This window comes from Azospirillum brasilense, from assembly GCF_008365405.1.
GTDB classification, from domain to species: Bacteria; Pseudomonadota; Alphaproteobacteria; order Azospirillales; family Azospirillaceae; genus Azospirillum; species Azospirillum brasilense_D.
In genome coordinates, this window is sequence record NZ_QOKV01000006.1 from 194,158 (window position 1) to 217,699 (window position 23,542).

Below are 23,542 nucleotides of genomic sequence, written 5' to 3' on the forward strand. Positions count from 1 at the left end.
TAAGATGTTTTCGGCTGTGGCCGCCGGGGAACAAGCCCCTTCCCCCCGCGTTATGAAATCAACGTCACCACGAACGGGAGCAACACCGAAGCGCATCAACGCTTTGGAGTTGCCCAGGCTGGAGAGCGGGAGACCGTTGATGACGACGAACTGCTCATTGTGCTGCGCCGGACCGACACCCGGACACTGCTAGGCAGCACCACCGCATTTTAAACCACCGACACGAATCGCAGAACCGGCGCGGCCACAGGACCGGCGCCGGAAGGGACCACACGTCGAAAAAGGGCGCGTCGAAAAAAGGCGCGTCGAATAAGGGATCGTCTCCCACCGAAGCCTCGGGAGTCGGAATCCCGGGAACTGAAATCTCGGGACGGGGGCGCCGTCACCACGGACCGGCAGCCCCGCCGAATGAAGAGAAGCTGGAGGAAGAGCAACAATGGCGTATTGTTTCGAATCCGAACTGATCCGTTGCATGCCGAACCTGCAGCGTTATGCCTGCAAGTTGACGCGCGACGTCAGCGCCGCCGAGGATCTGACCCAGGACTGTCTTGCCCGCGCCCTGTCCCGCCAGCATCGTTTCGAGCCCGGCACCAACATGCAGGCTTGGCTGACCACGATGCTCAAGAATTTGCATTTCAACAACCTCCAGCGTGAAAAGCACGTCACCAAGGTCGAGCTGTGGGACGGCGCCATGTCGGTCGAGGCCTCGCAGATCGCCCGGCTGGTCTTCCGCGACGTGGACCGCGCCTTCGGGGCGCTCACCCCCAGCCAGCGCAAGGTCGTGAAGCTGGTCGCCATCGAAGGCCGCCCCTACCAGGAGGCTGCGGAGAAGCTGAACGTCTCCATCGGCACCATCCGGTCCCGCCTGTGCCGCGCCCGCGAGCGTCTGAACAACCTGATGGCTGCCTAAGGCGTGGCGGGGAACGCGCCGTGGGGTATGGCAGCCGTACAACAGGTTGATTCTTCCATAGCGTCCGGACAATCCGGCACCGGAACAACCGATGGGAGCGGCTGTTACATCCCGCGTGCGAAACGAGTATGGCTGCTGCGGAGTGGCCGAGCATCCACGGGGAGCGATCGGATACGCTTTGCCAACCATTTGGCGGTATCGGCATCATCCCCATAAGAAGAGGTAAGACACCACTCCCGACGCCGTGCCCGCCGCACTATATTGAACTCTGCGTCGCGGATCGTTTCCGTCTCGGGGGGATGGCCTCCGGAGACGTTCCGGGATCAAAAGATATGAAGCGTGTGACGATGAACCATATCAACGCATATCTTGACGGTGCCTTGGACGACAAGGAGCGTCAGGAGTTCGAGCAGTCCGTAGAGGACGACGCCGACGCGAAGGCCGTGGTGACCTTCCACAGAAGCCATGTGGAGGAGCTTCACCGCCTTTACGATCCCGTGCTGGAAGAACCGGTACCGGCGCGCATGCTCGAGCTGCTGAGGCAGCGCCGCAAGAGCTAGCCCTCCGATTCCCGCGTTCCATCGTCACATGAGGGGCGACCGGACGACCCGGCCGCCCGCTTTTTTGTCCGCACCCTGGCTTTCCCACCAGCGTGGCGGGTTCTCCCGCATTTCCATGCGGCATCCCCCTTCGGATCAACGCTTGCCCCTTTTACAGACCGGCGGCTTTTCCCATAAACAGGAGCCGCGGAAACGGAAGCTGGGCCATGGGCGCCCGGACCGGCGGGAATGAAGAGGAAGAACAGCGTCCATGGCGCGCGGCAGGCCGGCACCGAACATCATTCTGGGTCCCGTCCTTTACTTCCGGGGAGAGCAAGGCGACCGCTGGTGGCTGTCCGCCCTCTTCGTGCTGGACGGCGACGCCGAACCCTACGATCTGCGGGTGGATGGCGTGACCCTCCCCGTTCCGCCCCGCCACCTCGCCCAATGGCGCAACCGGCACGTCTGGCGCTTCGATTTCGCCATTCCACGCGGCGCTCGCGATGTCGAGGCCGCCTATGGCTTCACCGATGGCGCATCGCCGGGACACACCTGGGCGGTGACGGTGCCGGGACGCGCCTCGTCGCCACGGATCGCCTACGTCTCCTGCAACGGGGCGGAGGATGAGGAAAAGATCGCCGGGCTGAACGCGCCGCGCAACGCCTTGTGGGGTGATCTGCGCCGCCGTCACGAGAGCGAACGCTTCCACCTGCTGCTGCAAGGCGGCGACCAGCTCTACGCCGATGCGGTGTGGCGTCAGCCGCCGCTGCTCAGCGCCTGGAAGAAGCGGACGGACGCCGCCCGCCTGGACGAGCCTTTCACCGCCGCGATGGCAAAGGAGGCCGAGGACTTCTACTTCGACCTCTACCTGCGGGTCTGGGGCCAGCCGGAAACCGCGGCGGTGACGGCGCGCATACCGTCGGTGATGATGTGGGACGACCACGACATCTTCGATGGCTGGGGCTCCCACCCGGACGAGGAGATGATGTCCCCGGCTTGGCGCGGCGTCTACGCGGCGGCCCGTCGCCACTTCTCGCTGTTCCAACTGGCCGCCATGGAGGACGCCCAGCCGGAATGCGTGTGGGGGGCGCCCTTGGACTCCTTCAGCCAGGGGTTCCGGCTCGGCGATGTCGGCGTTCTGGCGCTGGACATGCGCAGCGACCGCACGCCCCGCCGCGTTCTGTCGGACCGGGTCTGGGACGCCCTTCCGGAGTGGCTGGAGCGCTTCAAGGGTTGCCGGCACCTGATCCTGATGTCCAGCGTGCCGCTGCTCTACCTCGACACCGGGGTGATGGAGCGGGCGGTCGGCCTGTCGCCCGTCCGCGTCGGGATCGAGGACGATCTGCGCGACCAATGGCGCAGCCCGGCCCACGCCGAGGAGTGGTTGCGCCTGATCCTCCTTCTGGCGGAATTCTCGCGGCGCACCGGCTGCCGGGTCACCTCCGTGTCGGGCGAGATCCACGCGGGCGCGCGGGCGGTCCTGCGCGGCGGCGGCGTGGAGATCTGGCAGCTCATCGCGTCGGGGGTCGTCCACCCGCCGCCCGCCAAGGCCACCGCCTTCGCCCTGGAATGGCTGGCCGGCCGCAAGGAAACCTTGTCCAACGGCTATGTCTTCGAAATGCCGGCTTTTCCTGAATCGGGCAAGCGCATCATCCGGCAGCGCAATTGGCTGTCGCTGATCTTCGACGGCAAGGGCCAGATCCACGCCCGCTGGTCGGCCGAAGGCCAACCCAACCGCTACACCCAGGTGATCTGAACCCGAGTGATCCGAACCCGAGTGATCGGGCCGGAGGAGCCAAGCCGGCTCACTCCGACTGCGGCGACCGGCGGCGATTGCGCAGATTGAGCGCGTTGAGGAAGCTGGTGGCCTGCGCCGGTGTGGCCGGGCCGCCGGCTCCCGGCGCCTTGGCCGAGGTCGCCAGGAAGCCTCCGACGCGCGCGCGCAGCTCGACCGAATCGTGGGCCGCCTGATCGGCGGTCTCCGCCACCTGACGGCGCACGTCGGCGTCGAGGGTGTTGAAGGCGCGGGTGGCGAATTCAAAGGCCGGCTGGGACTTGGTGGCGATCACCTGCCGCAGCGCCTTGGAAACCAGAACCGTGTCCAGCCCGCCGGGGCCGTCCACCCCATCCAGAACGTCGGCCAGGATGCCGATGGCCTGCAGGGTCTGGTTGTCATCGAGCGAGATGGGCTCCAGGCCGTCCATGACACTCACTTCCGATGTGGTTTGCCGAAGCGTGGTTGAACCAGCGGACATCGCCGGATCTTTTGCCGGTGCGGGAAAGCATAGTCGGACCGCCCCGCCGAGGCAATGCGCACGGCGTCAAGCGGCGCGCCTGACACGGCGGTTGACGAGGGCGACCCCGGCGACCGCCAGCGCCATGCCGGACAGGGCCAGCAGCCCCAGCCGCTCCCCGAACATCGCCCAGGCGATCACCGCCGTGACCGGCGGAACCAGATAGAACAGGCTCGCCACGCGCGCCGCCGCACCGCGCCGGATCAACAGGAACAATAGGAAAATCGCTCCCACCGACAGCACGAAGCTGAGCCACAGCAGGGCGAAGACGAATTCGCCGGTCCAGTCGATGTGCATCGTCTCGAACAGCGGAGCCAGAACCGCCAGCACCGCTGCGGTCGCCGCGTACTGGATGGCGGTGCCGCTGCGCAGGTCCATCGCCGTGCCGTGACGCTTCTGGTAGAGCGTGCCGAAGGTGATGCCCAGCAGGGCGGCGAGCGCCAGCCCGATGCCCAGCGCGTCCGTCGAATCGAAGTGGAGCTTCTCGCCCACCACCAGCCCGACTCCGGCCAGCCCCATCAGGAAGCCCGCCCACTGCCGCCCGGTCACCCGCTCGCCCAGCAGCGGACCGGAAAGGGCGGCGGTCAGCAGCGGCTGGATGCCGACGATCAGCGCGGTCACCCCCGCCGGCATGCCCTTGGCGATGGCGCAGAACACGCCGGTCAGGTAAACACCATGCACCAGCAGCCCGGCCAGCGCGATGCGCCCGGCCTCGGCCCAGCTCTTCGGCCAGGGGGCGCCGGTGACCAGGGCGACGACGCCGAGGATCACCGCGACCAGCCCCAGCCGGACCAGCAGGAAGGTCAGCGGTTCCGCGTAGGGAAGGCCGTATTTGGCGCCGATGAATCCGGTGCTCCACAGCAGAACGAAGACACCCGGCATCAGGCGCACCCAATCGGGCCGCCCGCCCGCGGCGGCGGTGGTCGCTTGCACGGTCATCGCTTTTCCCCGACTCCTATCCCCGCGCCTGCGCGCTTTCCGCGGTTGGAACCTCGACCGCCAAGGGCGGGGCGTCCGGGGCGGACGCACCGCCGGACAGGTCCGGCTTCGGCGCCTCCACCGCACGCGCGTCCGCCACGGGCGTCACGGCCTCCTCCACAGGCTTCGGCGGCGGGTTGCGCCGCGCCTCGGCCACCGACTGGAGATGGGCGCGCAGGCTTGCGTCCTTCTTCACCAGCCGATGGAAGTCTCTCACATCCAGGACCAGCAGTTGGCAATAGCCCATCGCACGCACATCGGCGTTGCGCCGTTGGCGGGTCAACAGGGCCATCTCGCCGAACACCTCCCCAGTGCCGAGCTGGACCGGCTCGTCCAGACCCGGAACCAGCACCTCGACGGCGCCGGACGCGATGAAGAACATGGCGTCGCCGCGCTCGCCGCGCCGGACGATGGTCTCCCCGGGCAGCACCAGCCGCGGCTTCAGCAGGGTGGCGATGCCGCGCAGGCGGTCGCCCTCCAGCCCCTTGAACAGCGGCACCCGCCCGACGAGGTCCATCAGATCCAGCCGCAGATCGAGCTTCGGCAGGGCGTCGAGCGCGTGGCGGCGATCGTCCAGATCGCGCTGCAGGTCGCTCAGGATCTCCTGGCTGATGATCGATTCGGCGAAGAGCGCCCGGTAATCCGCCTCCTCCAGCCGCAGGGCGGCGCGACTGACGTAGCGGCTCTGAAGGATCAGCGCGTAGTCGGGATATTGCAGCTTCAGCGCCGCCAGGGCCTGCTCGACCATGGCGAGGCGCACCGTCAGGATGCCTTCCAGCTCGCAGGCGACGTCGGTGCCCAGCACCTGCCCCACCTTGTCGTTGATGAACTCCAGAAGTTCGCGCTGCACGGTGCGCACGCCCAGAAGGATCTCGAACCGGAAGGCGAGCCGGCGGGCCAGCGGCGCGTGGATGCCCAGCCGGCGGTGCAGCAGGCTGGCGACCCGCATCCAGGGCGTGAATGAGATGAAGGGCTCCTCGAAGGCGCGGTAACCGGCGCGCCCCTGGGTCTTCACCGCGTCGAGCAGGCGCCCGGTGCGGCGGTTCAGCAGCTCCGCCACCCCGCGCGACAGGATGCCTTCGCGGAAATGCTCGTAATACAGCTCCTCCTCGCGGTTCACCAGGATGACGAGGCCGATGGTCACGCGGTCCTCGTTGCTCAGCGGCGCTTCGGTCGACCGTTCCCGGACGATGGCGTCGAGCCGGTCACTGTATTGCGATACGATGGAACCGACGGCCTGCTCGTCGACCTCGTAGCGGTGGGCGAGCCCCTCCACCCGCTCGCGCACGCCGGCCAGCGACAGGGCGAGCGCGCGGTTGCGCATGGCGTGCTCGACCGGCGACAGCTTGTTCAGGCCGAGCAGGTTGATGACGGCGCGCAGCGTCGTGCCGTTGATGAACAGCGTGTAGAAGACGAAGCCGGTGACCAGCACGGCGACGAAGCCCTGCACCCGATCGGGCACGCGCCCGTTCTCGGTGACGGCCAGGGCCAACGTCAGCGACACCGCTCCACGCAGGCCGCCCCACAGCATCACCGCCTTATAGGGGTGACTGACACGTTGGGCCAGACCAGCACCGGAGAGCAGCGGCAGCAGGCCGAACAGCACCAGCGCCCGCGACACCGTCGCCGCCCCGACCACGACCAGCACCAGCCCGACGTCGCTCCAGCCGATGCCGCCGAGCAGCCGTGGCACCAGGAGCGCCGTCATCAGGAAGATCAACGAGTTCGCCCAGAAGCCGAGCTGCTTCCAGACATGCTCCAGCGCCCCCCAGGTGGCCGGGGAGATGCGCGTGCGCCCCACCGAGCCCACGACCAGCGCCGCCGTGACCACCGCCACGACGCCCGACGCGCCGACGTAATGCTCCGCCAGCACATAGCTGAGATAGGCGAGCGCCACCGTCAGCGTGATCTCGGCCATCGGCTGGTCGCGCACCGGCTCGACGATCATGCAGACCACGCGCCCGCACACGTAGCCGGTCAGCACGCCGCCGGCGAAGTCGCGCAGGAACTCCATCGCTGCTTCCGTCGCCCCGCCATGGGCGTTGCGGGTCAGCATGCCGAGCAGCAGCGTGAACAGCGCGATGGCCGCAGCGTCGTTCAGCAGGCTTTCGCCCTCGACCAGCATGGTCAGGCGGCGCGGAGCGCCGAGGTCGCGGAAGATGCTGACGACCGCCGCCGGGTCGGTGGTGGCGACGATCGCCCCCAGCAGCAGGCAGGCCACCAGCCCCATCGAGGTGAAGAGATTGAGCGCGTAACCGACCGCGAAGGTGCAGACGAACACCGCCACCACGGCCATCAGCAAGATTGGCCACACGTCGTCGAACAGCCGCCGCACGTCCACCGCCAGCGCCGTTTCGAACAGCAGCACCGGCAGGAAGACGTAGATCAACACCTCGGACGAGATGTCCATCTCCGCCAGGGAATTCAGGAAGTCATGGAAGGGGCCGGTGCCGCCCTGCCCGGCGAAGGTCTGGATCGCCAGCCCCAGGGCCACGCCGACAGCGGCCAGAAGCACCGTGTAGGGCATCCGCAGCCGGGCCGCCAAAGGCGGCAGCAGGCTGACCAGCGCCAGAAGGCCGGATACCGCGAGGACATAGATGACGATGACGTGCATGGGGCTGCCTTGCCCTTGGAGGGTCGCGGCGCACGGTATCGCCCGATTGGGGCGGGAGCAAGGTCAGGATAAGGGACAAAGCTCTTCCGTACGTGTGACCGGACGTACGGTCCGGCCACACCCGTACGGATGGGAACGTACAGGGCTTGCGCCCCGTCAGGCCACCGCCCCCATCAGGCCACCGCCAGCGTCACCGTCATGCGGAAGCCGCCGGTGGAGCGGTTCTCGGCGCGGACCTTGCCGCCGAACGCCTCGATGTTCCGCCGCACGATCCACAGGCCGATGCCGAAATGGGTCGCCTCGGCCTGGCTCTGGGCCGCCGCGTCCTCGGGCATGCCCCGTCCCGGCTCGCGCTGGGAGAAGTAGCGTTCGAAGATGCGCGGCAGGTTCGCCGGATCGACGCCCGGCCCCTCGTCCTCGACCACCAGTTCCGCCCAGGCGCCGTTGCGCGACAACCGCACGCTGACCGCGCCGTCCGGCGGGGAGAAGCTGACGGCGTTCTCCACCAGATTCTCGATGACGGTCTCCAGGATGTCCTCGCTGGCCCGCACGACCACCCCGGATTCGATGCGCGAGCGCATGTGAAGCTGCCGTTCGGCGAGCAGGCTGGTGTAGCCGCCGGCCATCCGTTCCACCAAATCGGACAGGTCCACCCGGCGGCGCGGCGGCACCAGAAGATCGGCGGCGGCCTCGTCCATACGCCGCCCGAAGGAGACCAGGCCGTCGAGCTTGTCCACCGACTTCTCGATCATGGTCAGGGCGCGCTGGCTGCGGTTGTCCTCGGCGGGGAGGGAACGGCGCAGCGGCTCCACCGATTGGCGGATGACCGCGATGGGCGTCTTATAGGCGTGGGCATTGTCCTCCGCCGCGCGGCGCAGCGACCGGGCGCTTTCGCGCAGGGTATCGACCAGCCGGTCGAAATCCTCGGCCACCCCGGACAATTCCGGCACGGTGTTGCGGTTGGTGAAGGACCCCTGCCCGCTCTCGCCGATGCCGCCCGACACGATGTCGCGGGCCAGATCGCCGAAACGGTGCAGGTTGCGCCAGACCCCCAGCAGAACGGCCATCACCAACGCCGCCATGACGATGTAGATCATCGCCGCGGCCTGGACGACCGGCGTGCTCCAGTAGGGGCGTCCCAGGGAGGAGTCCAGATAGCCGCCGGCGGTGTGGCTGGTCACCAGCGCCCAGCAGCCGAAGGCCGTGTTGATCGGCGTGACCGAGGTCAGAATCTCGTAGCCACCGGATGCGCGCGGCAGGCGCAAGGCCAGCGGCTCGTTTCCGGCACAGGAGGCGCCCAGCCGGTCCAGCACCCCCTGTTCGAGGAGCTGGTGCCGCTCGGCGTCCAGATCGTCGGTGGGCACCGACGGGGCGGCGGCGACATAGTAGAAGCCGTCGCTGCCCATCAGGTTGTTGCCGGCCAGGGCGCGCGGCCGGACCAGCAGCTTCAGCCGCGTGTTCCCGTCCGCGAAGCGGCGCAGGATGGGGCCGAGCTGCGGCAGGGCCGCGCGGTTGGCGCGGGACAGGTCCGGCTCCAGCGCGCGGGCGATCAGCTCGCCCTGCCGCTGCGCGCTTTGCAACAGCAGGGTCTGCGTCGTGGTGTCGGCGCGCTGGAACTGATCGTAGATCAGCACCGGGACCGCCAGGAAGACGATGGTCAGCAGCGCCAGCCGGCTGGCCAGCGAGTGCCACAGCCACCGCAACCGGCCGCCGGGGAAACCCGCCATGGAGAAGCCTCCCTTGGTGAGTTCCGCACCGTCCCGGGCGCCGTCGGGCCCCTCGCCAAGCACCCCCGCGGACCCGCGGGCCTCAATCGGCAGCAGCGCCATCGACCATCACATCCGCGTCGTCGTCGCGCGTGCGCCCCGTGCCTCCGGTGCCGTTGCCCCAGCGGTAGCCGAAGCCCGGATAGTTCTCGATGCAGTCGAAATCGGAGTCGACCACGCGGAACTTCTGGCGGATGCGCTTGATGAAGGCGCGGACGTTGGCGCGGTAGCCCGACGGGCCGTAACCGGCCAGGAAGCCCTTGCCATGCACCAGATCGTAGATCTCGCGGTAGGACACGTCCTCTTCCGGACGGGTCGCCATCAGCTTGACGATGTTGAACTCGGTCAGCGTCAGGTCGATGCGCTTGCCGTTCCACAGGGCGCGGCTGTTGTCCAGGCGCAGGTCGAGGTTGCCCAGTGCGTAGACGGACTCCTTCGGCCCTTCGGCCTCTTCCGGCGTGCCTTTGGAGCCGTCCACGATGAGGCGCATGCGCTTCAGCAGGATCGACAGGCTGCGCGACTTCTCCACGAAGTCGAGCGCGCCGCCGGCCAGGGCGGCCTCTTCGTAAATCTGGTCCGACAGCACGGTGAGGAAGATCACCGGCAGGTCGATGCCGCGGGAGCGCATCTGGCGAAGGACGTCGATGCCGTCCATCTTCGGCATGCGCCAGTCCAGTAGGACGATGTCCACCGAACCGCCTTCGGCGAAGAAGTCGAGCGCGGGTTCGCCACGGTCGAAGGTGACGACCTCATACCCCTCGTCGGCGAGGTTGAGGCTGAGGGATTCGCGGAACAGGTCGTCGTCGTCGACCAGCGCCACGCGGGCGACGGCGGCCTCAGTCATTGCGGACATCCCAGCCTTGGGCAAGGAGTTGAGCGAAGCATCGTTTATCGACATCTGGGACATTTTCGCTGCTCTTCATATCGTAGGAAAGGGCACGGAAGTCCTGGGAGGACGTCATGTCCATGAAGAAGAAGACTTTGAGCGAGCAATCGCCCTTAGCGTAATGCCACACCTTTGCAGGTGGCGCCTCTTCCGTTGCGGCAGGGGTGCCCAGGAGACGCCGGGTCTGGACTTGGTCCAGGCCGACGAGCGTTTCGGGGGACAGGGTGGCAGGCGGGCTGGCGCCGCCGAACGGTACCGGGGGCAGCCCCGCCACTTCTGTCCCAGCCATGGCGATGACCTCGGCGGCGGGACCGGTCCCCGGACCGTTCACCGCCGGCGTGGCCGCCTGATCCTTGCCCGCGGCCTTGACGCGCGGAGGAGCAGGTTTCGTCTTCGGCACCGGAACGGCCATGGCGGTCGGTCCGGCGGTCTGTGTTTCGAGAGGAACCGTGGTGCCGGGGCACCCGGCCAGCAGAAGAACCGCCAGCACAAGGCCCGCCTTCCGCCGCCGGCACCCCACTCCGGCATTGGTTCCAGCCACTTCGCATATGGTACCCGTCATCGTCATCGTCGGGCCTTTCAAGCATCGTGGTTGAATTCGCGGGCGGTGTTGCTGGCCCCATGCCTGCACTTGCCGCCTCCGTGAGATCAAGGTCAGTCCAGTCTGGTTAATGTGGCGTTAAACCCCTGTTTGATACCCCCTTTTTGCGCACATTTGCGGCCAATTTTTGTTCCTACTCCTATCGATAGGTCGGATTTCGAACTAATTTGCCTATTTGGAGGTTAGGTGGGAGGGTGCCGATCGCCTCAAATACCCATACTTCCCTTTGGCTTATCCTCTGACGGGAAAAGCGCGGGGAGGCCTTGCGCACGGCGCGTGGCACCGCGCGCCCTTGGGCGCGAAAACCGGCGGCTGGGAAGGGAAAAGGAAAGGGCGAAAAAGAGCCCCAAAAACAATCGGCGGCAGAGCCACCCGGGTATGGCCCCACCGCCGGTCAGCCGGACGGGCAACAGTATCGGTAAGATGAGAGCGCCGCACAGGCGTCTCACGGGATGTTGCCGCTTGAACTCCAGCCTTCTATCCGACCGTCGTTACCGCCGGTCGGCGCTGTGCGTACAATGCTTTTCGAGCATCAACCTTCACGCCAATGATCCTGCGCCTGTCTGGCGCCGTCGTCAAGACCGCTTCGACTGCGAAATGGGCTGGATTACCCAGATGGCGATACTTCCGAAGGCGGCCCACTCACGCGCGCGAAGGGGGTGTCCTCCCCATCGGCGCACCGACGCTTCTACGCGAGCAGATTGACCGAACCGGCGAGGGCCGGCATCCCCAAATCCATCCCACCCAGAGCCGATACGCTGTCGACCGAAGGCGTGATCGCGGCATCCTCGCCGGTGCCTTCCGGATCGCCGGAAATGTTGTCCGTGCCGTCCGGGTCGGTCATGGCCTCCACAAAGTCCTTCAGCGTCGTACTGGACCCGAAGGCCGCCTGACGCAGTTCGTTGACGTTGTCCTGCGCCTCCTCGACGATCTTGTCGTAATCCTTGAAGGACTCCCGCCGGGCCTTGCGCCGCTCTTCGGCCTGATCCAGTTCGTTGGCGGCCTTCGCCTCGGCGATGATCGACTTCGCCTCGGCGAGCACGACTTCCACCCGGCGCCCGAACTCGTCAGCCTCGCGATAGCGCGACATCTTCAGATCGTTGTCGGCCATCATCCGCTGGATGAAATTGCGCATCCTGTCGCCCTGCGGGGCATTGGGAGCGGCGTTCAGGCTGGGCGCCATGTCCTTCATCCACCGCTCAAGGTCGCTCCCCTGCCCTTCCATGGCTCCTGCGTTGGCCTTTTCTTCGGCCTCTGCCCTTTCCTTTTCTTCGTCCGTCTTCTCTGTGGCGGTCTTGCCCTCTTCAGACGGTTTGCCATCCGACACCACGCCTTGAGCGTTGGCCTGCCCGGCCAGACCAGCAGCCTCCGCTGCCACCGCCTCGGCGGACAGCGCCTCGCCATCGTCCGCCGCTGCTTCGCCCGCCGCCATGCCCGCCGCCGTGGCGGCGCCCTCTGCGGCCGCGTCATCGACCGGTAGCGGCGAGGGCTGCGCGGCCGCGGCCGGCGGCGCCCCTGCGGCGAAAGCACCATCCGCAGGCGCGCCGTCCTCACGGATGGTCATCGTCACATCGACGGCGATCTCCGTCTGAACGACGGTGACGGAGGTGCGGGTGATCGTCCGCTCGATGGTGATGCCACCAATGGACGGCGCTCCCGCCCCACCGGGAAGCCCCATCTCCGCAGCGGCGGCCACGCCGGCGCCATACTCCTTCGCCGCCCGTCCCGCCTGCTTGGCGAGGATCGCGGCCTCCCGCGCCAGTTGCACCAGCTTTTCCCGGTCGCCCTGGTTGTGGCGCATCATCATCTTGAGTTCGGCGATCTTGCGTTCGACCTCCTCCAGCCGTTGCGCGGCGACAGCCTTCGGCCCCCCGACACGTTTGGCCTCCTCCAGCGCGTTGACCACGGCGGTGAAGTTCTTCTGCTGTTCCGGAGTCATGGCGAACGGCAGCTTCGCCTGTTCGGCCTTTTCGGTAAGGCGCTGCGTGGCGTCCTTACCGTCCATGGCGTCCATCGCCCGCTCCCAGTCCTTCTTGGCCTTCTGGAGCTGGAAAAGGCTGTTTTGGCCGTTGGAGAGAACCGAAAAGATGCCGTTCACGACCCCCTCCTCCGGTTCATCGGAACCATCAAATTCGCGGAGAAGTTTAGCACAGTTTCGTTTCCCGTCCATTTCCGACAGCGGTGTTGGAATCGGCGCCAGCAACTCCGCGTTGCTCCGCAGGAACGCAATACACACGCCGGAACTCCGATGCCGATGAGAGTGTTTGCTTTCCGACATCGGACGCCGCAGAGCGCGGCGAATTGCCGCAGGCTGCTGCCGGGACAGACCCGCAGCCGATCCGGAGGAGGAAAACAGATGGCAGACCGCGATACGTTGGGCACCGGCGAACCGAACCGCAAGTCGCCGGACCCGATGGCGAACCGTGGGGCGAACACGGGAATGGGCGGTGATCGTTCGCAGAACAAGGGTTCCTCGGACGATCTCAACCGAATGGCCGGTGAGGCCACCGATGCCGGCCGCGACACCATCGACGCCGCCCAGGGCCGCATCCGTTCGCTTCTTGAGATGCAAACGGGGCGCGCCGCCGACCAGTTGGGCAGCGTCGCCAACGCGCTGCACAAGGCCGCGGAGCAGTTGAACGAGGAGAACAACGGGACCGCCGCCCATTACGCCGGTCAGGCCGCCGACCGGGTGGAACGGGTGGCCGACATGCTCCGCAACTCCACCGTGGACGACATGGTCGGCCAGGTGGAGCGTTTCGCGCGGCGTCAGCCGGAGGTGTTCGTCGGCGCCGCCTTCGCCGTGGGCTTCCTGTTCGCCCGCTTCGTCAAAAGCTCTGGAGAACGGCGATTTCGCGGCGCGTCGTCATCGCATTTGACCGGCGGCTACAGCCGGTACGACCGTGGCCATCGTGACCATGACCATCACGATTACCGCGATTTCGGCCTGCGTGGCGCCGACCGCGCCGGGCAGGAGGCTCTCCGCACCGACCGGGACCTTGCCGGTCACAGCCGTGGCATGGCTGGCGGAAGCGCCGGCTCGGCATCCATGGAAAGCTCGATGGCGCCGCATCCAAGGTCCGGCCTGTCGTCCGGCATCGCTTCTTCCAGCATGACCTCGACCAGCCTGACGCCGGCGGGGGGCGGGATCGGCCGGAACCAGGAGAGCCCGCGTCCGCTGAACGCCGCAACCGCGGCGACGAGCGCGGCGCGCACCCGTGACGCGGCCGAATTGGTGGCTGGCACCACGCCCACCACCACGCCCAACACCATGTCGGGCGCCACCTCCGACACCAAGCCGGTTTCCGGCACGCCGATCCAGGGGATCAAACCATGAGCGCTGCGGAGGACCGTTCCTACGATCCGCGGCAAGACCGACCCATCGCCGGCCTGTTCGCCGATCTGGCACGGGAGACCACAAACCTTGCCCGCACCGAGATCGAGCTGGCCAAGGCCGAGCTGACCGAAAAGGCCGGACAGGCGGCGGGCGGTGCGGCCTACGTCGTCGCCGGCGGCTTGATCGCCTTCGCGGGCGTTCTGGTCCTGCTGGCCGCGGCGGTGCTGGCCCTGTCGAAGGTGGTCGAACCCTGGCTGGCCGCCGTCATCGTCGGTGCCGTCGTGCTCGTCATCGGCGGCGTGCTGGCGATGCTCGGCAAGAAGCGGCTCAGCCCGGAGAATCTGCAGCCGCAGCGCACCATCGAGACGCTGCGGGACGACAAACGCTGGGCCCGCTCCCAGCTCGCCCGATGAGCGGCCCAAGGAGCAAGGGGCCGATGAACGACGGTGAGAAGGGGCGCGCAACGCCCCGCGACTACGACGCGATGCAACGGGAGATCCGCGAACGCCAAGCCCGGATCGGCGACACGATCCAGGTCCTGAAGCGCAAGACCGCGCGGCTCGCTCCCCGTCACCTGATGGAGCAGACCATGAACCGGATGCACACCACCACCGGCGGCTACGGCGAACGCGCCCAGGACCGCTACTACGAGCCGATCCGCAACCAGACCCACCAACGGTCCCATTCGGTCGGCGAGACCATGCGCAGCAACCCGATCCCGCTCGCCATGATCGGCATCGGGCTGGGCTGGCTGGCTCTGACCGCCTCGGGCTACGACCGGCGCATCGCACGCAGCGGAGCGATGCACAACGTTCGCGACCGCGCCGGCAGCGCCGCGCAATACGCCCGCGACACCTTCTACAGCGCCGGCGGCAGCGTGCGCGACGCCGCAAGCCACGCCTACGAGCGGGCCAGCGATGCCGCGGGCCACGTCTACGAACGGGCAAGCGACGCCGTCGAGGAGGCCGGCGACCGCGTGCGCGGCCTGACCGACCACGCCCGCGACCGGGCTCACGACATGCGCCGGGACATGAGCAGCCGCGTGGACAGCCATATCGGCAATCATGGCAGCGCCAGCCACCTGCGGGCGTCGGACCGGCTGCACAGCGCGACCGGTCGATTCTGGGAGATGGTGGACGACCACCCGGTGGTGGCCGGTGTGATGGGCATCGCCCTGGGCGCCGCGCTGGGTGCCAGCATTCCGACCTCCCGCTACGAGGACCGCTGGGTCGGCGACTACGCCGACGAGGCGACCAACCGCGCCAAGGAAATGGCCCGTGACGCCATGGACCGCGGCACCCGCGCCGCCCGCGCGGCGGTCGAAGCCGCCAAGGAAGAAGTCGGCGATGCGGTGAGCGCGGCCAGCGACGCGGCTCGGGAGGAAGCGCGCAAGCCGGGCTAATCCGGTTTTGCTCACGGCTCCCCTCGGCTCCCTTCGGGTTCCACGCTGACTGCACCGGCCCCGCGGCCACAACCGCGGGGCCGGTTTTTCATTGTCCGACTGCAGCGCAGGGTTTCCCGCGGGTGGAGACCGTCCGCGACAGTTCGCCGCAGCGTGCGCCGCGTGCAGTCCTGCCATCCTTATACCCGAGTGTTTTTCCCGGTTATCCCGCTCCGGTTCCGCTTGACAAAGGTCCTATGATGGCCACTTAATCAGGACCAATTTAGTCCTGTATCGGGGTGGTCATGATCCGGCTGAGCAAGCTGACCGACTACGCCATCGTCGTGATGAGCGAAATGGCGCGCCATGTGGGCACGGTTCACACCGTCTCCCATCTGGCGGAGCGCACGGGCGTGCCCTCCCCCACGGTCGCCAAGCTCATGAAGACGCTGACCCCGGCGGGCCTCACGACCTCGCACCGCGGCGCCGCCGGTGGTTATGCGCTCAGCCGCGCCGCCGACGCAATCTCTATCGCCGAGATCATCACGGCGCTCGACGGCCCGATCGCGCTCACCGCCTGCGTGGAGGGCGGCGACAGCCAGTGCGGCGTGCAGCGCCTGTGCCCGATGCGCGGCGGCTGGGAAAAGGTCAACAGCGCCATCCGCGGCGCGCTCGAACAGGTGACTCTGGCCGACATGATGGGACCGCCCGCCTGGGCGGAGGGCCCACCCGGCCCGCTCGACAGCATTGGAGCCGGCCCAGGTCCGGCACGGCGCGCCGCCGTCTGACGTTTCGGCGCCTTCATCGGAAACGCTTTCAGGGAACGAGAGACAAGCATGGCCGCCACGACCGAAACCGTCGAACAGGTCCGCGCCGTCACGGAGCAGAAGTACAAGTACGGCTTCACGACGGACATCGAATCGGATGTCGCGCCCAAGGGCCTGAACGAGGACATCGTCCGCTTCATCTCCGCCAAGAAGGAGGAGCCGGAATGGCTTCTCGAATGGCGCCTGAAGGCGTTCCGCGTCTGGCAGGAGATGGAGGAGCCGCGCCACTGGGCGAAGCTGTCCTTCCCGCCGATCGACTATCAGGACGCGCACTACTACGCCGCGCCCAAGATGAAGGATCGCCCGAAGTCGCTGGACGAGGTCGATCCCGAATTGCTGAAGACCTACGAGAAGCTGGGCATCCCGCTGCGCGAGCAGGAGATTCTGGCCGGTGTCGAGGGGGCCGAGGGCAAGAGCCCGGCCATCGCCGTGGACGCCGTGTTCGACAGCGTGTCGGTCGCCACCACCTTCAAGGCCAAGCTGGAGGAGATGGGCATCATCTTCTGCGCGATCTCCGAGGCCGTGCACAAGTGTCCGGAGCTGGTCCAGAAGTATCTCGGCTCGGTCGTGCCCTACACCGATAATTTCTACGCGACGCTGAACTGCGCGGTCTTCACGGACGGCAGCTTCGTCTACATCCCGAAGGGCGTTCGCTGCCCGATGGAGCTGTCCACCTACTTCCGCATCAACCAGGCCAACACCGGCCAGTTCGAGCGGACGCTGATCATCGCCGACGAGGGCAGCTACGTCAGCTATCTGGAAGGCTGCACAGCGCCCCAGCGCGACGAGAACCAGCTGCACGCCGCGGTGGTCGAACTGGTCGCTCTGGACGACGCGCAGATCAAATACTCGACGGTCCAGAACTGGTATCCGGGCAACGCGGAGGGCGTCGGCGGCATCTACAACTTCGTGACGAAGCGCGGCGCCTGCCGCGGCCGCAACTCCAAGATCTCCTGGACCCAGGTGGAAACCGGATCGGCCATCACCTGGAAGTACCCGAGCTGCATCCTGCAGGGCGACAATTCGGTGGGCGAGTTCTATTCGGTCGCCATCACCAACAACTTCCAGCAGGCCGACACCGGCACCAAGATGATCCACATCGGCAAGAACACCCGTTCGACCATCGTGTCGAAGGGCATCTCCGCCGGGCGGGCGCAGCAGACCTACCGCGGGCTGGTGAAGATCCTGCCGAAGGCGGATGGCGCGCGCAACCACACCCAGTGCGACAGCCTGCTGATCGGCGACCAGTGCGGCGCCCACACGGTGCCCTACATCGAGAACCGCAACCGCACCGCCCGCGTCGAGCACGAGGCGACGACCGCCAAGATCAGCGAGGACCAGCTGTTCTACTGCCGCCAGCGCGGTCTGTCGGAAGAGGACGCCGTGTCGCTGATCGTCAACGGCTTCTGCAAGGAAGTGCTGAAGGAGCTGCCCATGGAGTTCGCCGTGGAAGCCCAGAAGCTCGTCGGCATCAGCCTCGAAGGCAGTGTGGGGTGATGCTCATCGCTGTTTTCACCCGTCACCCCCGCGAAGGCGGGGGTCCAGGAAACTCCGCAGGTAAGCACTTGAACGGACTGGATTCCCGCCTTCGCGGGAATGACGGATTGGAATGGCGGTAAAACGCAGGGTAAGTGCGGGGATGACGAAGCGAGCAGGACTGGAATGGATAAGAAGTTCTACGTCTATATCCTCGCCAGCCGCCGGAACGGGACGCTCTACGTGGGCGTGACGTCAGACCTCGCGCGACGGGTCGAAGAACACAAATCGGGAGCGGTTCCAGGGTTCACGAGCGATTACGGCGTCAAGGCCCTGGTTTACTACGAGGTCTACGACGACGCGGAAAACGCCATCCTTCGGGAGAAGCGGCTCAAGAAATGGAACCGCGAATGGAAGCTGAATTTGATCGAGAAGGACAATCCGAACTGGCGTGATCTGGCGGAGTTGCTGAATTGCTAGGTTCTGGTTCCCCGCCTGCGCGGGGATGACGCTGATTTGAGAGCATGCGCTTCCGGGGATCGTCATCCCCGCGAAGGCGGGGAACCAGAAAACTCCGATACGCCGGTGGTTGCGGACAGGAAGGAACGGAAGAAACGATGATCGAGATCAAGAACCTGCACGCCACGGTGGACGGCAAGGAAATCCTCAAGGGCATCGACCTGACGATCAACCCGGGCGAGGTGCACGCCATCATGGGGCCGAACGGCTCGGGCAAGAGCACGCTCAGCTACGTGCTGGCCGGCCGCGACGGCTATGAGATCACCGAGGGCTCGGTGAGCTTCTTCGGCAAGGACCTGCTGGAGATGGAGCCGGAGGAGCGCGCCGCCGCCGGCCTGTTCCTGGCCTTCCAGTACCCGGTCGAGATCCCCGGCGTCGCCAACACCACCTTCCTGAAGTCCGCCCTGAACGCCATCCGCAAGCAGCGCGGCGAGCCGGAGCTGGACGCCATGCAGTTCCTGAAGCTGGTGCGTGAGAAGACCAAGGCGCTGAACATGACCGACGAGATGCTGAAGCGCGCGGTCAACGTCGGCTTCTCGGGCGGCGAGAAGAAGCGCAACGAGACGCTCCAGATGGCCGTCCTCCAGCCGACGTTCGCCATCCTCGACGAGACGGACAGCGGCCTGGACATCGACGCGCTGAAGATCGTGGCCGAGGGCGTGAACGCGCTCCGCTCGCCGGAGCGGTCGATGCTGGTCATCACCCACTACCAGCGCCTGCTCGACTACATCGTGCCGGACCATGTGCACGTGCTGGCCTTCGGCAAGATCCAGCGTTCCGGCGGCAAGGAGCTGGCGCTGGAGCTGGAGAAGAACGGCTACGCCGAGTTCGGCGTGAACGAGGCGGCCTGACCATGGCGACGACGACCCTCACCAAGGCGCCGCGGGGCTACGACTCGGCGGCGGCCAAGCCCTTCCTGGAGCAGTTCAACCGGGTCAAGGACGGCCTGCCCGGCGGCGGCCTGTCCTGGCTGACCGACCTGCGCAGCCAGGGCCATGACCGCTTCGCCACGCTCGGCCTGCCGACCGTGAAGAACGAGTCCTGGCGCTACACCAACCTGCGCGCGCTCGACAAGCTGGCCTTCCAGCCGGCCACGGACGCCGGCGAGGCTGTCCGCTTCGACGTGCTGCCGACCGTGCGCGCGAACGGCGCGACCGGCCCGCGTCTCGTCTACGTGGACGGACGTTTCCGGGCGGAGCTGTCCTCCACCGCCGGTCTGCCGGCGGGGGTCGAACTGCTGAACCTCGCCGACGCGCTGACGCGCAAGCCCGATCTGGTCGCCGAGCATCTGGGCCGCATCGCCGGCCCCGACGATCAGCCCCTGGTCGCGCTGAACACCGCCTTCCTGGCCGACGGGCCGGTCCTGCATGTGCCGCGCGGCGTCACGGTGGAGGAGACCATCGAACTGGTCTTCGTCTCCGTCGGTTCCGAGGCGCAGCCGACCGCCTTCCACCCGCGCGGCCTGATCGTCGCGGAGGCGGAGTCCCGCGCCGTGATCGTCGAGCATCACGTCGGCCTGGGCTCCTGCACCACCCTGTCGAACGGCGTGACCGAGGTCTTCGTCGGCGAGGGGGCGTCGGTCCACCATTACAAGGTCCAGCGCGAGCACACGGAGTCCTTCCACCTGTCGCACACCGCGGCGAAGGTGGCCGGCAAGGGCGTGTACGACAACTTCATCCTGACCATCGGCGCCAAGCTGTCGCGCAACGAGGTGAACAGCGTCCTCGACGGCGAGGAAGGCGACACGCATGTCAGCGGCGCCTACATGGTGCGCGGCGGCCAGCATGTCGACACCACGACCTTCATCGACCATGCCAAGCCCTGCTGCACCAGCCGCGAGGTCTACAAGGGCGTGATCGACGATCAGGCCCGCGCCGTCTTCCAGGGCAAGATCATCGTGCGCCCCAACGCGCAGAAGACCGACGGCTACCAGCAGAACCGCGCGCTCCTGCTCTCCGACACCGCGGAGATCGATGCGAAGCCGGAGCTGGAGATCTACGCCGACGACGTGAAGTGCAGCCACGGCGCCACGGTGGGCGAGTTGGACGACGACCAGCTCTTCTACCTGCGCGCCCGCGGCATCGACAAGGATACGGCGCGCGGCCTGCTGATCGGCGCCTTCCTGTCCGAAGCGCTGGAGGAGATCGCCGAGGAGAGCGTCCGCGACGCCTTCCAGAGCTACGTCGCCAACTGGCAGAACGCGCGCTGAGGAGGGACCCGGATATGGACACCCAAATCACGGATACCCTCTCCACCTTTGACGTGGAGCGCGTGCGCGCCGACTTTCCCATCCTGGCGCGCACCGTGCACGAGCGGAAGGGCAAGCCCGGCAAGCCGCTCGTCTATCTCGACAGCGCCGCCTCCGCGCAGAAGCCGCGGCAGGTCATCGACGCCATGACCCGCTTCCTGGAGGAGGATTATTCCAACATCCACCGGGGCGTCCATTTCCTGTCGCAGACCGCGACCGACCAGTTCGAGGAGGCCCGCCGCAAGGTCGCCCGCTTCCTGAACGCCCCGTCGGAGCGCAACATCGTCTTCACCCGCAGCGCGACCGAGGCGTTCAACCTCGTCGCCCACAGCTATGGCCGGACCTTCCTGTCGGAAGGCGACGAGATCATCGTCTCGGTCATGGAGCACCACGCCAACATCGTGCCGTGGCAGCTCCTCCAGATGGACAAGGGCATCCGCATCCGCGTCGTCCCGGTGGACGAGCACGGCGTGCTGGACCTGAACGCCTTCGAGGACCTGCTGTCCGACCGCACGAAGCTGGTGGCGGTGACCCACTGCTCCAACGTGCTCGGCACGGTGACGCCGGCCAAGATCATCGCCCGCATGGCGCACGAGCGCGGCGTGCCGGTGCTGTTCGACGGCAGCCAGGCCGCCGTCCACGGGGTGGTGGACGTGCAGGACATCGACGCCGACTTCTACATCATGACCGGCCACAAGCTGTACGGCCCGACCGGGACCGGCGTGCTGTACGGCAAGTATGAGCTGCTGAAGAAGATGCCCCCCTACCAGGGCGGCGGCGATATGATCGAGAGCGTCAGCTTCGAAGGCACCACCTTCAAGGCCCCGCCGGCCCGCTTCGAGGCCGGCACTCCGGCGATCACCGAGGTCATCGGGTTGGGCGTGGCGCTGGACTACATGGAAAAGCTGGGCCGCGAGGCCATCGCGGCGCACGAGCACGACCTGCTCCAGTACGCCACGCAGCAGCTTTCCCAGATCGACGGCCTGCGCGTCTACGGCACTGCGCCGGGCAAGGGTCCGATCATCTCCTTCACGCTGGAGGGCGTGCACCCGCACGACCTCGGCACCATCGTGGACCAGTACGGCGTCGCCGTGCGCGTCGGCCGCCACTGCGCGGAACCGCTGATGGACCGTTTCGGCGTCGGCGCCACGGCGCGGGCCAGCTTCGCCCTTTACAACACGCGGGCGGAGGCCGACGCTCTGGTCAATTCGGTGATCGCGGTGAAGGAGTTCTTCGGAGCATGATGGACGAACTGCGCGAGCTGTACCAGGAAGTGATCCTGGACCACGGCAAGAACCCCCGGAACTTCCGGCATCCCGACGATGCCAATCGGGAGGCCAAGGGCGAGAACCCCATGTGCGGCGACCGCTTCATGGTCTATCTGAAGCTGAAGGACGGGGTGGTGGAGGACGTGGCCTTCCAGGGCCGCGGCTGCGCCATCTCCACCGCCAGCGCGTCCATGATGACGGAGGTCATCAGGGGGAAGACCGAGGCGGAGGCCAAGGCCCTGTTCGAGACCTTCCACGACCTGTGCACCAAGGACGACCACGACCACGGCCACCACGGCCCGGTGGACGAGGACGCCATGGAACGGCTGATGGTGCTGTCCGGCGTCCGTCAGTTCCCGGTGCGCGTGAAATGCGCCACCCTCGCCTGGCACGCGATGAACGCGGCCATCGAAGGCGAGGACAAGGCGAGCAGCGAGTAAGTTGCAGGAAACGGTGAAACGCGATGCCCGATGACGCGATCTCCAAGGAAGCCGACGCCGCGGAGGCCAAGCCGATGAACCAGACCGAAGCGGACATGGCTGCGGCCAAGGCCGCCTACGACCCGCGTGCCGCGCTGAGCGAGGCGGTGATCTCGGCGCTGAAGAGCTGCTACGACCCGGAAATCCCTGTGGACATTTGGGAACTGGGGTTGATCTACCGCGTCGACATCGGCCCGAACAACGAGGTCGAGATCGACATGACCCTGACCAGCCCGATGTGCCCGGTGGCCGGCGAACTGCCGATGCAGGTGCAGCAGGCGGTTGCGTCCGTCGAGGACGTCACCACATGCAAGGTGGAACTGGTTTGGGAACCGCCCTGGCGCCAGGACATGATGTCCGAGGTCGCGCGGGTCCAACTGGACATGTTTTAAGGAGGCGAAGATCCCCATGGCTATGGCTTCTCTCCCCAAGGCCCTTTCCATCACCGACGCCGCTGCGGAGCGGGTGCGGCTGCTGATGGCCAAGGCGACCGACGATTACATCGGCCTGCGCATCGGCGTGAAGGCAAAGGGCTGCTCCGGCCTCAGTTACGACGTGCAGTATGCCAAGGAAAAGATGAAGTTCGACGAGGTGGTGGAGGACAAGGGCGTCACCGTCCTGATCGACCCCGCTGCCGTGATGTTCCTGATCGGCAGCGAAATGGACTACGTCGACGACAAGTTCCAGACCGGCTTCGTCTTCAAGAACCCGAACGAGAAGGGTCGCTGCGGCTGCGGCGAGAGCTTCCACGTTTGAGTGGTGATGGCGGGGAAGCGCCTTATTCCTTGGCCGGCGCAGGCGCTCCCCGTTCCCGATAGGACAGCAGATCCGGCGCTGAATCCGGCGTGGGATTGCGTTCCAGATCGGCGATGAGAGCCTTCATCTCGCCGATCTCCCGCACCTGAGCCTCGATGATCCGATCCGCCAGTTTGCGCACGCGCGGGTCGCGGATGTGGGCGCGCTCGCTGGTCATGATCGCGATGGAATGGTGCGGGATCATCGCCTTCATGTAGGACATGTCGTCCACGCTCTCCTGGCTGCGCACCAGCCACAGCGCCCCGGCGAACACCAACGTTCCCGCCACCACGATGCCGAGGTTGGCGGCGGTTATCCTGTACATGGTCCACATGAAGGCGATCATGATGATCGCCATTGTGGCCCCCATCACCACGGCCATCCAGGTCCGCGTCTGGCTGTAGAACACATGGTCGAGGGCATAGGTGTTCAAATACATCAGCCCAAACATCACGACCGTCGAGACCGCGATCATCGCCGAAAAGCGCCAATAGCTCATGACCTCTCGCTCCGCCGTCAAGCCGCATGACTGCGAACAGCGAACGGCAATCATCGTCCCGCCGAAAATGGCGCCCCTGTCCAACGCCCCTTCCCGTCCCCACTCTCCATGCTAGAGTCCGTCCC

General features: G+C 66.7%; 23 protein-coding genes. 15 read left to right on the top strand and 8 right to left on the bottom strand.

Features of this window, described 5'->3' with window-relative positions:
- The first annotated feature begins 472 nt into the window (after nt 1-472).
- From DS837_RS12545 to DS837_RS12555, 3 genes are all read left to right on the top strand, one after another.
- Entirely contained in the window at nt 473-910 is a 438-nt protein-coding gene (locus tag DS837_RS12545; protein WP_237906122.1) for a sigma-70 family RNA polymerase sigma factor, read from the top strand.
- Nucleotides 911-1,242: 332 nt separating this feature from the next.
- Complete coding sequence (locus DS837_RS12550) at nt 1,243-1,470, top strand: anti-sigma factor family protein (protein WP_246653896.1); 228 nt, start codon at nt 1,243-1,245, stop codon at nt 1,468-1,470.
- Nucleotides 1,471-1,720: 250 nt separating this feature from the next.
- A complete protein-coding gene (locus tag DS837_RS12555; protein ID WP_149165057.1) occupies nt 1,721-3,205 on the top strand; it encodes an alkaline phosphatase D family protein in 1,485 nt (494 codons plus the stop codon).
- Between the two features lie 49 nt (nt 3,206-3,254).
- Here the strand turns inward: DS837_RS12555 and DS837_RS12560 are convergent, their stop codons facing one another.
- From DS837_RS12560 to DS837_RS32660, 7 genes are all read right to left on the bottom strand, one after another.
- Complete coding sequence (locus tag DS837_RS12560; protein ID WP_014197122.1) at nt 3,255-3,653, bottom strand: hypothetical protein; 399 nt, start codon at nt 3,651-3,653, stop codon at nt 3,255-3,257.
- 117 nt (nt 3,654-3,770) lie between these two features.
- Nucleotides 3,771-4,682: a DMT family transporter gene (locus DS837_RS12565; protein WP_149165058.1), complete on the bottom strand. Its 912-nt coding sequence runs from the start codon at nt 4,680-4,682 to the stop codon at nt 3,771-3,773.
- Between the two features lie 16 nt (nt 4,683-4,698).
- On the bottom strand, nt 4,699-7,335 hold the full coding sequence (locus DS837_RS12570; RefSeq protein ID WP_149165059.1) for a cation:proton antiporter: 2,637 nt from the start codon (nt 7,333-7,335) through the stop codon (nt 4,699-4,701).
- Nucleotides 7,336-7,508: 173 nt separating this feature from the next.
- Nucleotides 7,509-9,062 carry a sensor histidine kinase gene (locus DS837_RS12575; protein WP_247889902.1) on the bottom strand — a complete coding sequence of 518 codons (1,554 nt, stop codon included), beginning with the start codon at nt 9,060-9,062 and terminating at the stop codon, nt 7,509-7,511.
- 82 nt (nt 9,063-9,144) lie between these two features.
- Nucleotides 9,145-9,945 carry a response regulator transcription factor gene (locus tag DS837_RS12580; protein ID WP_170295841.1) on the bottom strand — a complete coding sequence of 267 codons (801 nt, stop codon included), beginning with the start codon at nt 9,943-9,945 and terminating at the stop codon, nt 9,145-9,147.
- Nucleotides 9,938-10,477, bottom strand: a complete 540-nt coding sequence (locus DS837_RS12585; RefSeq protein ID WP_149165062.1) for a hypothetical protein — start codon at nt 10,475-10,477, stop codon at nt 9,938-9,940. The genes DS837_RS12580 and DS837_RS12585 overlap by 8 nt, the downstream gene beginning before the upstream one ends.
- A gap of 799 nt (nt 10,478-11,276) precedes the next feature.
- Nucleotides 11,277-12,824: a MerR family transcriptional regulator gene (locus tag DS837_RS32660; RefSeq protein ID WP_247889903.1), complete on the bottom strand. Its 1,548-nt coding sequence runs from the start codon at nt 12,822-12,824 to the stop codon at nt 11,277-11,279.
- 120 nt (nt 12,825-12,944) lie between these two features.
- On the opposite strand from DS837_RS32660, the gene DS837_RS12595 reads away from it, so the two are divergent.
- From DS837_RS12595 to DS837_RS12650, 12 genes are all read left to right on the top strand, one after another.
- Nucleotides 12,945-13,925 (top strand): hypothetical protein, encoded by a 981-nt coding sequence (locus DS837_RS12595; protein WP_149165063.1) that lies wholly within the window; start codon nt 12,945-12,947, stop codon nt 13,923-13,925.
- A complete protein-coding gene (locus DS837_RS12600) occupies nt 13,922-14,338 on the top strand; it encodes a phage holin family protein (protein ID WP_149165064.1) in 417 nt (138 codons plus the stop codon). Before DS837_RS12595 ends, DS837_RS12600 begins: the two co-directional genes overlap by 4 nt.
- Nucleotides 14,339-14,361: 23 nt before the next feature.
- Nucleotides 14,362-15,327 carry a hypothetical protein gene (locus DS837_RS12605; RefSeq protein ID WP_247889904.1) on the top strand — a complete coding sequence of 322 codons (966 nt, stop codon included), beginning with the start codon at nt 14,362-14,364 and terminating at the stop codon, nt 15,325-15,327.
- Between the two features lie 284 nt (nt 15,328-15,611).
- Nucleotides 15,612-16,094, top strand: coding sequence for an SUF system Fe-S cluster assembly regulator (locus DS837_RS12610; RefSeq protein WP_149165066.1), 483 nt, complete (start codon nt 15,612-15,614; stop codon nt 16,092-16,094).
- Nucleotides 16,095-16,142: 48 nt separating this feature from the next.
- Nucleotides 16,143-17,630 carry a Fe-S cluster assembly protein SufB gene (sufB, locus tag DS837_RS12615; RefSeq protein ID WP_149165067.1) on the top strand — a complete coding sequence of 496 codons (1,488 nt, stop codon included), beginning with the start codon at nt 16,143-16,145 and terminating at the stop codon, nt 17,628-17,630.
- A gap of 165 nt (nt 17,631-17,795) precedes the next feature.
- Nucleotides 17,796-18,089, top strand: a complete 294-nt coding sequence (locus DS837_RS12620) for a GIY-YIG nuclease family protein (protein WP_149165068.1) — start codon at nt 17,796-17,798, stop codon at nt 18,087-18,089.
- A gap of 137 nt (nt 18,090-18,226) precedes the next feature.
- Nucleotides 18,227-18,979, top strand: coding sequence for a Fe-S cluster assembly ATPase SufC (gene sufC, locus DS837_RS12625; RefSeq protein WP_119507052.1), 753 nt, complete (start codon nt 18,227-18,229; stop codon nt 18,977-18,979).
- 2 nt (nt 18,980-18,981) lie between these two features.
- On the top strand, nt 18,982-20,337 hold the full coding sequence (gene sufD / locus DS837_RS12630; protein ID WP_149165069.1) for a Fe-S cluster assembly protein SufD: 1,356 nt from the start codon (nt 18,982-18,984) through the stop codon (nt 20,335-20,337).
- 14 nt (nt 20,338-20,351) lie between these two features.
- Nucleotides 20,352-21,620, top strand: coding sequence for a cysteine desulfurase (locus DS837_RS12635; RefSeq protein ID WP_149165070.1), 1,269 nt, complete (start codon nt 20,352-20,354; stop codon nt 21,618-21,620).
- Nucleotides 21,617-22,084 (top strand): Fe-S cluster assembly sulfur transfer protein SufU, encoded by a 468-nt coding sequence (sufU, locus tag DS837_RS12640; protein ID WP_149165071.1) that lies wholly within the window; start codon nt 21,617-21,619, stop codon nt 22,082-22,084. Before DS837_RS12635 ends, sufU begins: the two co-directional genes overlap by 4 nt.
- Before the next feature lie 23 nt (nt 22,085-22,107).
- A complete protein-coding gene (locus DS837_RS12645; RefSeq protein ID WP_149165072.1) occupies nt 22,108-22,515 on the top strand; it encodes an iron-sulfur cluster assembly protein in 408 nt (135 codons plus the stop codon).
- A gap of 16 nt (nt 22,516-22,531) precedes the next feature.
- The gene (locus tag DS837_RS12650; RefSeq protein ID WP_425599247.1) at nt 22,532-22,879 is read left to right on the top strand and encodes a HesB/IscA family protein; all 348 of its coding nucleotides are present in this window, start codon (nt 22,532-22,534) and stop codon (nt 22,877-22,879) included.
- A 22-nt stretch (nt 22,880-22,901) separates the two neighbouring features.
- Here DS837_RS12650 and DS837_RS12655 read toward each other — a convergent pair whose 3' ends face one another.
- Nucleotides 22,902-23,501 carry a DUF305 domain-containing protein gene (locus DS837_RS12655; RefSeq protein WP_247889905.1) on the bottom strand — a complete coding sequence of 200 codons (600 nt, stop codon included), beginning with the start codon at nt 23,499-23,501 and terminating at the stop codon, nt 22,902-22,904.
- Nucleotides 23,502-23,542: the final 41 nt, after the last annotated feature.